10 protein-coding genes are annotated in these 14844 nt (G+C 66.2%); 8 read left to right on the forward strand and 2 right to left on the reverse strand.

Translation table 11 applies throughout. From position 1 onward, the window contains the following. Nucleotides 1-61: 61 nt before the first annotated feature. The 8 genes from C5E06_RS03890 to C5E06_RS03925 all read left to right on the forward strand — a co-directional run bounded on the left by C5E06_RS03890 (nucleotide 62) and on the right by C5E06_RS03925 (nucleotide 12169). Nucleotides 62-1288, forward strand: a complete 1227-nt coding sequence (locus C5E06_RS03890) for an acyltransferase (protein ID WP_104242977.1) — start codon at nucleotides 62-64, stop codon at nucleotides 1286-1288. After that, nucleotides 1285-2526 carry a hypothetical protein gene (locus C5E06_RS03895; RefSeq protein WP_104306045.1) on the forward strand — a complete coding sequence of 414 codons (1242 nt, stop codon included), beginning with the start codon at nucleotides 1285-1287 and terminating at the stop codon, nucleotides 2524-2526. The genes C5E06_RS03890 and C5E06_RS03895 overlap by 4 nt, the downstream gene beginning before the upstream one ends. Before the next feature lie 97 nt (nucleotides 2527-2623). After that, on the forward strand, nucleotides 2624-3694 hold the full coding sequence (locus tag C5E06_RS03900; RefSeq protein WP_104306046.1) for an NAD(P)-dependent oxidoreductase: 1071 nt from the start codon (nucleotides 2624-2626) through the stop codon (nucleotides 3692-3694). Between the two features lie 62 nt (nucleotides 3695-3756). Next, nucleotides 3757-4578, forward strand: coding sequence for an ABC transporter permease (locus C5E06_RS03905; protein ID WP_104242971.1), 822 nt, complete (start codon nucleotides 3757-3759; stop codon nucleotides 4576-4578). Then, nucleotides 4578-5843, forward strand: a complete 1266-nt coding sequence (locus C5E06_RS03910) for an ABC transporter ATP-binding protein (RefSeq protein ID WP_104242969.1) — start codon at nucleotides 4578-4580, stop codon at nucleotides 5841-5843. Before C5E06_RS03905 ends, C5E06_RS03910 begins: the two co-directional genes overlap by 1 nt. A 388-nt stretch (nucleotides 5844-6231) precedes the next feature. Next, the gene (locus C5E06_RS03915) at nucleotides 6232-9516 is read left to right on the forward strand and encodes a hypothetical protein (protein ID WP_104306047.1); all 3285 of its coding nucleotides are present in this window, start codon (nucleotides 6232-6234) and stop codon (nucleotides 9514-9516) included. A 145-nt stretch (nucleotides 9517-9661) separates the two neighbouring features. After that, on the forward strand, nucleotides 9662-10540 hold the full coding sequence (locus C5E06_RS03920; protein ID WP_104306048.1) for an NAD(P)-dependent oxidoreductase: 879 nt from the start codon (nucleotides 9662-9664) through the stop codon (nucleotides 10538-10540). A 267-nt stretch (nucleotides 10541-10807) separates the two neighbouring features. Continuing rightward, nucleotides 10808-12169, forward strand: coding sequence for a hypothetical protein (locus tag C5E06_RS03925; protein ID WP_104306049.1), 1362 nt, complete (start codon nucleotides 10808-10810; stop codon nucleotides 12167-12169). Here C5E06_RS03925 and C5E06_RS03930 read toward each other — a convergent pair. Together C5E06_RS03930 and C5E06_RS03935 are read right to left on the reverse strand one after the other, a co-directional pair. Beyond that, on the reverse strand, nucleotides 12166-13329 hold the full coding sequence (locus tag C5E06_RS03930; protein ID WP_146081295.1) for an acyltransferase: 1164 nt from the start codon (nucleotides 13327-13329) through the stop codon (nucleotides 12166-12168). The genes C5E06_RS03925 and C5E06_RS03930 overlap by 4 nt on opposite strands. A 4-nt stretch (nucleotides 13330-13333) precedes the next feature. Next, nucleotides 13334-14809 (reverse strand): O-antigen ligase, encoded by a 1476-nt coding sequence (locus C5E06_RS03935; protein WP_104242959.1) that lies wholly within the window; start codon nucleotides 14807-14809, stop codon nucleotides 13334-13336. Nucleotides 14810-14844 lie beyond the last annotated feature (35 nt).

Genomic DNA, 14844 nt, shown 5'->3' on the forward strand with positions numbered 1-14844 from the left:
CAGCTACTATCAATGTCATCATCCGTAGCACCCGTCCTGGGATCTGACCTCGAAAGCACTTATGCCGCTCACGCTTCAACAGGCGTTCGACCCGCGCGCGAACAGCATCGGCTTCCTCCGTTGGTTCCTGGCCTTCGCCGTCATCTTCGCTCACGCTGGTCCCCTGGGGGGCTTCTACGGTGGTCACGACCTCGGGTCCCAGCTCTCCACAGAGCAGTCGCTGGGTGGCGTGGCTGTCGCGGGTTTCTTCTTCTTCTCCGGATTCCTGATCACGAAGAGCCGTCAGGGCAAGTCGACGATCTTCCGCTTCTTCTGGCGCCGCGTCTTGCGCATCTTCCCCGCCTTCTGGCTCGCACTGCTGACGACGGCGTTCATTCTCGCCCCGATCGCGTGGCACCGGGAGACCGGGAGCATGGCCGGCTTCTGGGACGCATCGACGGAGTCGCCGTTCACGTACTTCATCAACAACATGTGGTTGAACCTCGGTCAGCGCAACATCGCGGAAATGGGTGGAAGCCTGCCGTTCGCGACGCTCGGGGGCTACGACTGGAACGGGTCGGCGTGGACCCTCATGTACGAATTCCGGGCGTACATCATGATCGGCTTCCTCGGCCTGTTCGGGGTCCTGTCGAACCGCATCGTCGGCGGGCTGATCGCCCTGGCCCTCATCCTCGTGAACGCGCTGACCTGGAGCGGGTGGGTCGACATGCTGTCGATCAGCCCGTTCATGACGAACCCCTTCAACGCGATGTTCTTCGCGCCGTTCGCCTTCGGGATGCTGTTCGCCTTCTTCGGCGACAAGATCGTGATCGACGATCGGCTCGCGGTCTTCGCGATCGGAGTCGCGTTCTTCGCCTACAACTACGGCGGGTGGAACATGTGGGGCCAGTACTTCCTCATGTACTTCCTCATGTGGTTCGCGATCCGCACCCCGAAGCTCAACAACTGGGAGAAGCACGGCGACTTCTCGTACGGGATCTACATCTTCGCCTGGCCGCTCATGCAGTTCGGCGCCTACTTCGGCCTGCAGAATGCGGGCTGGCTCGTCTATCACCTCGTCATCGCGATCGGCGCCCACGTCTGCGCCTACATCTCCTGGCACGTCATCGAGAGCCCGGCGATGAGCCTCAAGAACTGGACTCCTCGCTGGCTCACGTGGGTCATGGATCGTTGCAGGCCCCCGCTCGACCGGGTCAAGGCGCGACTCGTGAACGTCGACTACTCGTCGAGCAACTTCGCCAAGCGCGTGCGCGCTGAGCGCGCAGAGCAGATCAGGAGCGAAGCATGACGAGCACGGGGCCTGGGAGTCTGAGGCCGGAGAGCGGCTTCGAGGAGCCGCCGTCGAAGCAGGGGCGCGTCACCTGGGCCCAGCGGTGGCACAGGGTTCGGCTGATTCCCTTCATCCTCCTCCTCGTCTGCGCGTTGATCGCCGTCATCAGCGGACGCATCACCCAGCAGTCGCTTGCTGCGGCGGATGCCCTGCCGCCCGAGCAGGGGCCGGCGTCGGCCGCGTTCGCGCTGCCCCAGGAGACCTGCGCGCCCACCCTGGCGAACCCCGTCACGGGGAATCCATGGTCTGCGGAGAACGCGGATGCGAGCGAGGCGGCATTCGAAGAGAACATGGGCGCCCTGCCGGCCGGCGGTCACTCCTATGTCGAGGGCAACGACGATTGGGTGTTCTGGGGAGACGAGCAGGCCAACAACTTCTCCCAGGCTCTCGGGCGCAGCTACCTGGGGCAGGAGGAGGCCGAGGAGTGGGCGAGCTACTTCCGGACCGTGCAGGCTCAGCTGGCCCAGCAGGGAACGGACCTCATCATCCAGGTCGTGCCAGCTGACTGGGCCGTCCTGCCGGAGGAGCTGCCGGGCTGGGCGCAGGAGCTGCGCGGCCCGACGAACCTCGACCACCTGCATGACGCCTACCCCGATCTGCCGATCATGGACACGCGTCAGCCGCTGCGGGACGCGGCCGTCGATGGAGACGTCTACGCGAAGCGCAACAGCCACTGGACCCCGTTCGGCGGCGCCGTCGGGTGGGCGACGCTCGCCGACTGCCTCGGCTCCGTGGACGCCAAGTACGAGCCGCTTGCGCCTCTCGACTTCTCCGAGCTCGAGCCAGTGGTCGTCTCGAGCGAATTCGAGGCGTTCGGTCTTCCCTCGCTCGACGTGCCGACGATGATCCCGTCGCTCGAGGCCTCTGCCTCTCCCATGAGCGTGTCGTTCGCCGATGGCTCGACCGAGGAGATGACGACGAATGTGGGGCTCGACATGCTCCTGCTTCCGGCCACCACGGTGACGGAGAGTCCGCAGAGCGATCTGAAGGCCCTCGTGCTCAGGGACAGTCAGGGGAGCAACATCGCTGCCGGCTGGCAGGCGGGGTTCGCGAGCACGAAGCAGATCCGCCATTCCTTCGACGACCCGAACGCGAGAGTCGACGTGCTCGGCGAGGCGGCTGAGTTCCAACCCGACGTGGTCATCTACGAGATCACGGAGCGGCACCTGAACTTCGTTCCCGTGCTTCCCGAGTAGGCGGTCCGCTCAGGGCGGGGCGCGGCCCTGTCGTTATCCTTGGTCCCGGACTGCGGCCAGCTAGGCTGGCGCTTCAGCGACAGAAAGAGACGTGAAAATGGGCACTTGCCTGGTCACGGGAGGTGCAGGCTTCATCGGCACGGCGCTCTCGGCGCTCCTGCCGGCGCACTTCGAGCGCGTGATCGCGGTCGACAGCCTCCACCCGCAGGTGCATCCGCACCCGACTCGTCCCGCCGCACTCGACGAACGGGTCGAGTTCGTGCACGGGGATGTCACGGACGCCGCGATGTGGGATGCGCTCCTCGCAGACGCGGCACCCGACGTGGTCATCCACCTCGCCGCCGAGACCGGCACGGGCCAGTCCCTCACCGAGGCGACAAGGCACGCGGCGACCAACGTCGTCGGCACCACGGAGATGCTCGACGCGTTCGTTCGCGCTGACAAGCTCCCCGAGCGAATCGTCCTCACCTCCAGTCGCGCCGTGTACGGAGAAGGCGCGTGGAGCGACGCGGCAGGTGAGATCTCCTACCCCGGGCAGCGCAGCGACGCGATGCTCGCCGCCGGTCAGTGGGACTTCCCGGGGCTCACGCCGCTTCCGTTCGTCTCGTCTCGGGTGATGCCGAACCCGACCAGCGTCTATGGGGCGACAAAGCTGGTGCAGGAGCACATCCTGACCTCGTGGTGCCTTGCCATGGGGGTCGCTCCGGTGCTCTTCCGCCTGCAGAACGTCTACGGTCCGGGGCAGTCGCTCATCAACCCGTACACCGGTATCGTCTCGTTCTTCGCGCAGCGCGCGAAGGCGCACGAGGTGATCCCCGTGTATGAGGACGGTGAGATCGTCAGGGACTTCGTGTTCATCGACGACGTGGCGAGCGCGCTCGTGCGTGGCGTCCTCGTGCCCGCCGAGCAGGCGAGCGCCTCGGCTTCGGCGCCGTACGACATCGGGTCGGGGGAGGGCACGTCGATCCTGCGCCTCGCCGAGCTCATCGCAGCGCACTACGGAGCCCCCTCTCCTGTCATCAACGGCAGGTACCGGAACGGGGACGTGCGGCACGCGTCGTGCGAGATCGACTCGGCGAAGGCCGCCCTCGACTGGGCGCCGTCGACCATGGTGGATGCTGGAGTTGTCGAGTTATGTCAGTGGATCGATCAAGAGGTGCAGAAATAGCAGAGACCCAGCTCAGAGAGCGACCGAACCTGGTCGCTCGCTTCGGCGCAAGGTACCCCACTATGGGGCTGCTGCTGAACCTCACCCTGCGCGAGATCCGCTCGCAGTACAACCGGACGGCGCTCGGGCGCATCTGGTCGCTGGTGAACCCGCTCGCGCAGATCGCGATCTTCTCTGTCGTGTTCGGGTTGCTCTTCGTCGCCGAGCCGCACGTCGGGACCAACTCCGGCCTGCAGAACTACGCGCTCTGGGTGGCCTGCGGCATCATCCCGTGGACCTTCATCTCGGGCGGCATCATGGGCGCGATGAGCGCGCTCATGGCCAACATCGGGCTGCTCACCAAGGTCTACTTCCCGCGGCACGTGCTCGTCACCTCGAGCGTGCTCTCGCTCACGACGACGTTCGCGATCGAACTCCTGGTGCTTGCACTGCTGATGGGCATCGCGGGTGGCCCGAAGCTGCTCATCGTCGTGCTCCTGCTCATCCCCATCGTGGCGCTCACGGCCATGTTCGTCCTGGGCATCGGCCTGATGCTGTCCGTCGCGGTCGTCTACTTCCGCGACGTGCAGTACCTCTGGACGATCTTCAACCAGGTGTGGTTCTACGCAAGCGGTGTCGTCTTCCCGGCGTCGCTGGTCCAGCAGGCGCAGGACAAGCTCACGACAGATGGCTGGAACATCTTCGGGCAGCCGGTCCCGCTCATGGCGGTCTTCGAGCTCAACCCGGCCCACCAGTTCCTCGAGGCGTATCGCTCCGTGCTGTACGACTTCGCGGTGCCGTCTGTCGGCACATGGCTGACCATCACCGCATGGGCGGCGATCATGCTGCTCGCGGGCATCTTCGTCTTCCGGGCGAAGCAGAACCGAATCGTGGAGGAGCTCTGATGACCGGACTTCCGGCAGTGCGCGTCGACAACGTCTCGAAGACGTTCCGCGTGCATCACGACCGCAACCAGTCGCTCAAGGCCACCGTGCTGCAGGGCTACCGTTCCAAGTACGAGGACTTCTGGGCTCTGCGCGATGTCTCACTCGAGATTCCCGAAGGCAAGACCTTCGGGCTGCTCGGGAACAACGGCTCAGGCAAGTCGACGCTGCTGAAGTGCATCGCCAAGATCCTCGCGCCGAACCAGGGCAAGATCGAGACGCGCGGGCGTCTCGCTGCGATGCTCGAGGTGGGGTCTGGATTCCACCCGGAGCTCTCCGGACGCGAGAACGTGTATCTCAACGGGTCGATCCTCGGCATGAACAAGCAGGAGATCGATCGGAAGTTCGATTCCATCGTCGACTTCTCCGGGGTCGAGCAGTTCATCGATCAGCCGGTGAAAAACTACTCCTCCGGCATGTACGTACGTCTCGGCTTCGCCGTCTCGATCCACGTCGAGCCGGATGTGCTGCTCGTGGACGAGGTGCTCGCCGTCGGCGACATGCAGTTCCAGGAGAAGTGCATGGAGAAGTTCGCGGAGCTCAAGCGCGAGGGACGCACGGTTGTCGTCGTCTCGCACGGGCTCGAGCAGATGCGCACGTTCTGTGACGAGGCCGCCTGGCTGAGCCATGGCGAGTTGCAGGCGGTCGGGGTCGCGCGCGACATCATCGACGAGTACTCGAACCGCGAGCACGGGGCCGTCGACGTCGAGCAGGGCGGCACTCGCTTCGGGACGGGTGAGGCGCAGATCACGAAGATGGAGATGCTGTCGGACGATCGGGGTGACACTCGGAGCTTCCGCACGGGTGACCGGGCGGTGATCCGCCTCCACTACAAGGCCGAGGAGCGCATCCCCCGGCCAGTGTTCGGAGCTTCCATCGACCACGTCGAGGGCGTCTTCGTCTGGGGCAACCACGGCCTCGACGGCGGCTTCGTGCCTGACTCGATCGGGCCTGGCACCGGGTCGATCGATATCGAGATCCCACGCATCACGATGAGGCCGGGCGCCTTTCAGCTGAGTGCATCTATTCAGGACTACGACTGCGTGCAGACCTTCGACGCGTGGCAGCGTGCGGTCACGTTCAACGTCGGGCCCGGGACTCCGTTCGAATCCGGTGGGCTGATGACGCTCGACTCGAAGTTCGGCGCGCATGTGGTCGACTCCGGCGAGGTCTCCGGACCCCCCGAAACGCTCGCCGCGCATCGTGTGGCGGACGACCGAACGTAGGTCGAAGCCCGGGTGCTCGGACGCGGCCCCGCTTGCTCGGATTCATCCGGGGGAGCGGGGCCGCGTCTCGCTGTTCGGTCCTGTCGGCCTTCGCGGAAGGCCGCCATAGTGCATGTTGCAGAAATTGCCCGGATTTCTTGCTCGGCGTGTCGCCGCGGGCGTGGCGACCTCGTGCGCGGCGAGTTCCGCGGATTGCCGGGCTTCGCGTCCTGTTTTCCTGGGTCAGGTGTGACATATGTGACTCATGTGAAAGGAGCGACGGCTGTGGTCTTTTGTGGCCCATGTGTGCATACTTGGAAACTGCTGAGCGTGTCGTCTCACTACGACCCGACCGGCTCCTCGGTTTTCGACGCGTAGGGAACTCATGTTTCGCAGAACAATTGCCATTGTGGCCACGGCGGCAGCAGCCGCTGCGGGCCTGCTTGCCTTCCAAGCGGTAGCACCTCAGGAGTTCGGCGCTGAGACGGCGTCCGCCGCTGGGTCGTCGTTCGACCCCGGCAACATCATCAGCGATGAGAACTTCTACGACGGTTCCGCGATGACCGCAGCCGAGGTGCAGCAGTTCCTCGTCTCGAAGAACGGCTCGAGTTCCTCGACCGCCCTGCGCAACTACACGCAGTCGACGCCGTCGATGCCAGCCACCTCCTACTGCAGCGCGTACCCGGGTGCCCCCGGGGGAGAGTCGGCGGCGAACATCATCGCCAAGGTCGGCCAGGCGTGCAACTTCAGCGCCAAGGCCATGCTCGTCCTCCTGGAGAAGGAGCAGAGCCTGGTCTCGATGTCGAGCCCGACGCTGGGGCGCCTCGCGGCGGCCACCGGCTTCGGCTGCCCGGACACGGCGCCGTGCGACGCGAGCTACGGCGGATTCTTCTACCAGGTCTACAACGCGGCACGACAGTTCCAGTACTACAAGGCGAACCCGTACAGCTTCAACCACATCCCGTTCGCAACGAACAATGTGCTCTACAACCCCAACTTCGCGTGTGGCTCGTCCGCCGTCTACATCTCCAACTACGCGACGGCCGGCCTCTACAACTACACGCCGTACCAGCCGAACCAGGCAGCGCTCTCGAACATGTACGGCGAGGGCGATGGATGCTCCGCGTACGGCAACCGCAACTTCTGGCGCATGTACACCGACTGGTTCGGAGACGCCCAGGGCACCGCAGAGCGGCCATCGCTGATCCAGGCTGAGGGGACGAGCGACGTCTACTTCCTCTCCGACGGAACCCGGTACCACCTGACGGCCGATCGTGTGGCGGGCTTCACCGAGGCGCTCGGCGCAGTCGAGACGATTCCTGCCCAGGAGATGTCCTGGATCCCGTGGGGAACCTGGGTCGGCGAGATCCTCGAGGGCCCAGACGGCCCGGTCTACATCAGTGACGGCAAGTGGTGGAAGCTCCGCGGCTGGGCGACCGCTGCCAGCTACGGCTTCCAGCAGGGCCAGGTTGCCAAGATCACCAAGGAGCAGCTCGAGAAGTTCGAGGGCGGCTGGACGCTCGAGTCGTTCGTGAAGACCGACAACGGCCAGGTGTTCCTCGTGCAGAACCAGACCAAGCGAGAGGTCTCGAGCCTCACAGCGCTGCGCGACTTCGGTCTGTACACCGCCGTGACCAACCTCAAGGACGGCGCGCTCGACTTCCTCCCCACCGGTGAGCCGGTCCTCTCCCGTGGCGCCGTCGTGACGCCGCTTGACGGGTCGCAGACCATGCTCCTCGGCGACGAGGGCCGCGGCTACGCGGTGTCGTCTGAGCTCCGCAAGCTCAGCGAATTCAACGTCACGGGCAAGCTCGGCGACGCCTTCGCGCAGGTGACGAACTCGGGTTCCCTCGACTCGTCGCTCGTCTCGGACGGCAGCAAGTCTTACCTGATCACGGACGCTGGCCTCTTGCAGGTCGCGACGTCGGCCTACGGCGTCGGTCGATTCACGCCGGTCCCAGCGGATGCCCTCTCCGGTCTCAGCAAGCTCGGCTCGACGCCGGGGGCGCACCTGGTCAAGGAAGTCGACGGATCCAAGGTCAACCTGGTCGTCGGCGGCGAGCGCGTCGAGTTCGGCAGCGAGGACGACGCGAAGAAGGAAGCCGCGAGGCGTGGAAGCGACGAGGTCGTCTACACCGTCGCGAACGGGACCCTCTCGGACATCCCGACCGGGAACGGCATCACCAACGGCGCACTGCTCAAGACGCCGAGCAGTGACGACCTCTACGTGCTCGACGGCGCTCACCTGGTCAAGATCGCGAATGCGCAGCTCGCTGAGGCCTATGGCTTCGGTGGCACCGCGCAGGTCATGACGCAGGCGTCGTTCGACGGCATCCCCAAGCGCGACTACACCATCGACAGCGCCCAGTTCGTCTGCAACGACCAGACGCTGCTCGCCGCCGAGGGACAGGCGCACCCCTACCGCAGCGCTGAGCTCCAGGCCGCCTATGGTCTCGAGAGCGAGACCTTGAGCCCGCAGCTGTGCGGTGTCATCCCGGTCTCGCAGCAGCCTGCAACCGAGTTCATCACGACGGCCAAGGGTGCCTGGTACGCCATCATCAACGGCGAGAAGCGCCTCATCGGCTGGCCTGAGATCGGCGTGGCCATGGGCATGCCCGAGCGCGGCTCGCTTCAGGTCGTCGACAGCGTCGCGGACTCGTTCCCGACGGGATCGACCCTCCTCGGGGCTCCGGCCGGCTGGCCTCTGCCCGACGACACCGCGACGCCCGAGCCCACGGCGACACCCGAGCCGACCGCAACGCCCGAGCCGACCGAGTCGGCGACGCCGGAGCCCACGGCGACGGTCACGCCTCAGCCGAGCGGGACCGCCACACCTGAGCCGACCGCGACATCGACCTCCGCGCCGACCGAGACGCCGTCAGCGACGGCCACGGCGACGCCGAGCGAGACCGCCACTCCGACGCCCACGGAGACCGCAGAGCCTGCGGTTCCACTCGAGTCCGGTGATGTCATCACCAACAAGGCGGGCACCGGCGTGTGGATCGTCAACGGTGAGAAGCTGCTGCAGCTCGGCTCACGCGATGTCGCAGCTCAGATCGGCCTCGACATCGAGAACGCACAGGTCGTCCCAGCCGCGAACTTCGATGCCTTCACCGGCGCCACAGCTCCGCTGTACACGTCTGCGGTTCTGCTCGGAGACGTTCCCTACATCGGCGTCGACGGACAGCTCGTGCCGTTCGCGAGCCCTGCCGATGCGGAGGCCTTCGGCCTCGTGTTCACACCCCTCGCGCCGGAAGTCGGGGTGAAGCTGAGCGTGGCAACCGACGCTGAGCCCATCGGCTCGGTGGTGCAGGGTCCTGACGACAGCTTCTACCGCGTGATCGACGGCAAGCTCTCGCTCATCGACCCGAGTCTCGCGGAGCCGACGGCTACGCCGTCCGAGACGGCGCCAGCCGAGACCACCCCGGCCGAGGCAACCGAGACCGCGACCACGGACCCGGACGCAACACCGACGGAGACGGCGACGGCTGCCCCGACCGAGTCTGCAGCGCCGACCGAGTCTGCATCGCCGACCGAGACGGCTTCGGAGGCGCCGGCCGCTGAGTCGCCCGCTCCGACCGTCGACGAGGCGCCGACCACGGAGGGCACGCCGGAGGCCACACCGCCGACGACGTTCCGCCTCTCGGTCGAGTTGTTCTCGATCATGGGCCTCGGAGCACCAGTCGCCGAGTAGCCCAGGGCGCGCGCGTCCGAGAGCCCGCTCCTCCACCCCAACCGGGTGAGGGGGGGCGGGCTCTTCGCCTTTCCCCCGAGCGCCGAGTCAGACGAGGACGAGCTGAGGCCTCGGCTAGACTGGCCGTTCTTGTGAAGGGACGAAGATGACGCAAAGCGAACGGGTTCTCGTGACCGGGGCCGGTGGTTACATCGGCAGGCACGTGGTCGACGCACTGGTTGCACGGGGCCAAGAGGTGACCGCCGTTGTCCGTCCAGGGAGCGCCGCCACGATCAACAGCGAGGCTCGAGTCGTCGAGTTCGATCTGCTGGCACCATCCGCAGATTTCTCCGTCCTGCTCGAGCCAGCTCCGACGGCCGTCGTGCACCTTGCCTGGGAAGCGGGATTCGCGCACAACGCCCCGGTCCACATGCAGAAGCTCTCCGACCACTTCAGGTTCCTGGAAGCGGCGACCGAGGCTGGCGTGCAGCGGCTTGCGGTCCTCGGGTCCATGCACGAGATCGGCTTCTACGAGGGCATGGTCTCGGCTGAGACGCCCACGAACCCGCTCTCGCTGTACGGCATCGCGAAGGACGCGCTCCGGAAATCCTCGACCCTCGCTTTCGGCGACCGGGTGGCCCTGCAATGGCTGCGTGCGTACTACATCTTCGGAGACGACCGCAACAACAAGTCGATCTTCACGAAGCTGCTCGAAGCCGCCGCAGATGGCAAGAGCGAGTTCCCCTTCACCTCGGGGGCAGCGCGCTTCGACTTCATCCATGTCGCCGAACTCGGGCGCCAGATCGCAGCCGTCGCCTCGCAGGCAGAGGTCACGGGGATCATCAACGTGGGCTCTGGAACGTCCGTGTCACTTGGCGAGCAGGTCGAGCAGTTCATCCGAGACAATGATCTCGGCATCGCACTGCAGTACGGCGCTTTCCCCGACCGACCGTACGACTCTCGCGAGATCTACGGTGACGCCACGGTGATTCGGGAGCTCATGGCCAAGGACGCTGCCGGAGTCCAGGGCACAGATCAGCGCTGACAGGCTCTCCGGGCCCTGACGGGCTCTCTGGGCTGACGGGGCTCGAACCCGCTGCCCGCACTGACGTGATCCTGCCGCGCGCGGCGGGGACGCATGCGCTGCGTGCGCACGCGCTCCATTCGTCCAGAGCGGAGTGCGCACGTGCCCCGGCACGTCCTCGTGAGTGCGGCCACGCGCACCAGTAGGCTCGGTGCTCGAACGGGCCTGCCGTCGGACGGGTGCGCGCGATAATTGGGGGGTCCGTTGGCTGTAGAGGCAGTAGAGGCTGTGAAGCTGAGCAGGGTCGAGCAGGGGCTGAGTCGCCTACCGAGCTGGACCAGGAACGAGCTGCTCTGGACCGCCGTGGTCTTCGTCGTCGTCACCATCACGACCTGGCTTCGCATCGCCCCGGCCGAGCAGCAGGCGCTGTGGGCCGAGGACGGACCGGTCTTCCTGCGGCAGCAGCTCGAGAACGGCACGTTCGCGTCCCTCCTGCAGCCCTACGCCGGCTACCAGCACTTCCTGCCGCGCCTCTTCGCGGCGGGCCTCGTCGAATTCGTGCCGATCGAGCACTTCGACAGGGGCGTCTTCATCCTCTGCGTGCTGTTCGCCGGCTTCGTGGGCGCCGCCACCTTCCGGCTCACGCGCGGGATCCTGCGCTGGCTGCCGGCGAGATTCCTCATGGCGATCGTCCCGGTGATGGTCCCCCTCCTGAGCCGCGAGATCATCGGCGATCTCGCGAACATCCACACCTACTGCCTCTGGCTCGTCGCGTGGATCGCGGTAGCCCAGATCAACTCGAGGCGCGAGGGCATCTTCTGGGCCGTCATCGCGCTGGCGTGCGCGCTGTCGGAGTTCCAGGCGGTCGTCGTGGTGCCCTTCATGCTGCTGAGGCTCATCTGGAACAGGACGTTCTCCCACGTCATCGTCTCCGTGGGCGCCCTCGTGGGCGCCGGCGCGCAGGTCTTCACCTGGCTGAACTACCCGAGAGGGACAGAGTCTGACGAGGTCGTGGAGATCGCGGACGTCATCATCGGCTGGCTCGCCAACGCGATTCTCCCCATCTGGAACGGGGACGTCGAGGCCAACGCCGTGTACCTCGCAGAGAACGGCACCTGGTTCCTGTGGCTCGGGCTCATCCCCTTCGCGCTCGCAGCGGTCATCGCCCTGGTGTGCGGCAAGAATCCGGAGCGCTTCGCGCTGGTCACGCTCCTGCTGGTCTCCGGGGCGACGTTCGGCGGGTCCCTGATCGTCAACCCGTTCTGGTTCTTCAGGTTCGCGGACATCGAAGGGGAGGTCTGGCTCCTGGTGCTGCTCAACCTCCGCTACGGCGCGTCAGCCGGCATGTTCGCGCTTGCGTGCCTTCCCTTCGCAGCCTCGGCGTTCGTCTCGAGAGTGAGTCCGAAGCTGCCCGTCTTCAGTCGCGTCGCAGCGCTCGGGGTCACCCTGCTGTTCTTCGCCTACATCGCCATGCAGTGGCCGGAGGTCGACAACGCTCGCGACGAAGGCGCGGCCTGGACCCCGCAATGGCGCCAGGCGCTCACCGTCTGCGAGGCGAACCCGGCCGCGATCTACCAGTTCGAGACGGCGCCCGAGTTCCGCAAATTCGATATCCGCTGCTCCGACGTTCTGCAGCAGCCAGGCACCTAGGAGCTGCTGGTCACCCTGGCCTGCTGAGCAGGTGTGGTGCTGCGAAGCTTCGGGAAGACGAAGAACGCATCGAAGAGTCGGAAGCGGCGCAGCCAGCAGGCGAGGTAGCTCATCCCGAGCGCGCCGAGCGTGCACGCCCAGAAGGTCGTGTTCGAGTCGACGACGCCGGCCTCACCCAATCGGAAGGTGATCCAGATCTGCGTCGGGTAGTGGACGACGTAGAACACCACGGAGTTGCGGCCGATGTACTGCAGCCACTTGGCGGCGTCAGCGCCGCGCCCCTCGAGGGCACCCGTGACTCGGCGGACCCACATGATGATGCCGGCGATGCCCGCGAGGACGACCGGGATCCACAGCACGGACAGCCGATCGATCACGGTGCCGTTGTCGGCACCTGCGACCTCGCCGGTCGGGTTGTCTATGGTGGGGCCGTCGAGCGCATCGACGAGCTCGCCAGGGCCCCCAGGGGAGACGCCGAGGTGGCTGCCGAGGCCGAAGTAGTAGGCGTGGTCCTGAGCCACGAGCAGCAGGCTGAAGGTCACGGCGATGGCGAGGAGGCCGAGCATCCACGGAATCGTCTCGAATCGCGTGAAGGTCGCCCGCCACGTCGCGACGAAGTGCCCCGCGAAGAAGAACCCGCCGTAGTAGGCGAGGTTCGTCAGGTCCCCGTCGGGGAGCAGCACGCTCAAGCTCCACAGCACGACGGGGACGATCGCGAACAGGGGTCCGCGGACGCGTGCGAGGAGGGGAGCTGCCGCGTAGTAGATCGCAAGGAAGAACAGGAACCAGAGCCAGCTCGTCGCGATCCAGGCGCTCGGATCCATCCACTCTTCCTGCCCGGAGACAAGCCAGTAGATCACGGCCCACACGAGGTACGGCCACACGATGGTCCGCACCTTGCTGACGTAGTAGACGCCTGCCGGCTTCGAGAGCGACCGCCCGAGCAGCATGCCGGAGAGCACGAGCAGCATGCTCATGCGGTACGGGCCGAAGAACGTGTTGAGGTCGGCGACGAACTCAGTGGGCGGCACGAAGATCAGGATCACCGGCAGCGCCGAGGCGTGGAACAGGATCACGAGCAGGATCGCAGACCCCCGCAGGAGGTCCATCCACGTCTTGCGTCCGCGCATGGGTTCCGTCGTCTGGTGAAGAGAAGTCACAGCGTCAGTCAATGCCCTCGAGTCGATTGCGTTCGATGATCGGCAGCGGTCCGGTCTTGGTCGAGATGGTGCGCCTCGGCAGCGCCGGGAGGTCCTGGATGCGCAGCTTCGAGTAGATCGCCAGATAGCAGAGCAGCAGCCAGTTGCCCTCGACGAGCAGTCTCGACTCGGTCAGCGACTGCACGGTGAGCGCCACCATGAGGAGGAACGCGAGCATGGCCGTCGGCGGGAAGTCCCGCGGGCCGCTTGCGTCGGTCTGCGGCCGATCGACGGCGAGCCACCAGGTGCGGATGAGGGTCGAGAGCACGATGCCGACGAAGAAGAACGCTCCGATGAGGCCCGTCTGCATCCAGACGTCGAGGTAGGCGTTGTGGGCTTGCAGGAAGTGCACGCCGTCGACGACGAGGAGCCCCTTGAAGGGTTCGACCCATGGTGCCCAGTAGCTGATCCAGCCCATGCCCGTCAGCCAATGCTCGCTGCCGAGGCGTCCGACCTCCGCCCAGATGTCGCCGCGTCCCGACATGTCGCTCGAGCGGTTGATGAGGCCGAACAGCTGCGTGTTGAACTGCAGCACGACCCAGCCGATGATGAGCATGATCGCGAAGACGGCGCCGTACATGCCCCACCGCTGCGCGTTGCTCAGCGGTCTCGCCACGAAGACGAGCGCGACGGCGAGCAGCACGACGGCGCAGCCGACGAAGACGGTCGCCGATTTGCACAGCAGGATGGCGATGAGGCCGAGGGCGATCCAGGTGAGGGCGGGCCAGCGCCGCATCTGCTTCGCGTACCACTGCACGGCGACGGCGATGACGCAGAGGAGGGCGGCCATGGCGAGCAGGTTGCGATTGCCGAGGATGCCCTGGATGGCGCTTCCGGCGAAGATGTGGCCCTGGCTCCAGAGGAAGGCGGCCGGGACGGTCTCGGCGGTTGCCCCCGGGATGCCGGTCACGCGTTCGAGCTCGCCGGGGATGAGCAGCGCCAGGGGGAGCACCCCGCCGGGGAAGAAGAGGGCGACGACGACCTCGAAGGCCAGGGAGAGGCCGAGGATCCACCGCATCGCCGCGCTGAACGCCCGCAGGAACTGCGGCTTCGTGAGGGAGACGGCCATGGCAAGTGCCACGATGACGGTCACGAGCTGGATGCCGAAGCCGAGGAGCGACTCGGGGCGGTAGATCGACCAGATGATGGACAGTGCGCACCAGGCGACGAAGGCGATGAGCGCCGAGGGCAAGTGCATGATCTTCGGCAGCGGCTTCTTGCTCGCGAGCAGCCAGATGGAGATTCCGATGATGACGAGGACGATGACCCCGAAGCCGTACCAGGTCACGAGGTTCCGCCAGAAGTCACCCGCGAACGCTGTGAAGAACGTGAAGGTCGCGAACGCGGTGAGGCCGGGGCTGCCCGGGACCTGCGCGAAGAATCGGCGCCAGGGGGCGCGCTCAGTCGCGGCAGATTCAGCGGGGGTTCGGGTGGAGCTCACCGGCCTATTCTCGCGCACTTGCGGACGCCCCGGGT

The sequence above is a fragment of the Pseudoclavibacter sp. RFBI5 genome (assembly GCF_002931395.1).
Taxonomy (GTDB): Bacteria; Actinomycetota; Actinomycetes; order Actinomycetales; family Microbacteriaceae; genus Pseudoclavibacter.

Bases quoted from the DNA above. Each gene is read 5' to 3' on its own strand.
- C5E06_RS03890 (WP_104242977.1), top strand. From the start codon at position 62: ATGCCGCTCACGCTTCAACAGGCGTTCGACCCGCGCGCGAACAGCATC.
- C5E06_RS03895 (WP_104306045.1), top strand. From the start codon at position 1,285: ATGACGAGCACGGGGCCTGGGAGTCTGAGGCCGGAGAGCGGCTTCGAG.
- C5E06_RS03900 (WP_104306046.1), top strand. From the start codon at position 2,624: ATGGGCACTTGCCTGGTCACGGGAGGTGCAGGCTTCATCGGCACGGCG.
- C5E06_RS03905 (WP_104242971.1), top strand. From the start codon at position 3,757: ATGGGGCTGCTGCTGAACCTCACCCTGCGCGAGATCCGCTCGCAGTAC.
- C5E06_RS03910 (WP_104242969.1), top strand. From the start codon at position 4,578: ATGACCGGACTTCCGGCAGTGCGCGTCGACAACGTCTCGAAGACGTTC.
- C5E06_RS03920 (WP_104306048.1), top strand. From the start codon at position 9,662: ATGACGCAAAGCGAACGGGTTCTCGTGACCGGGGCCGGTGGTTACATC.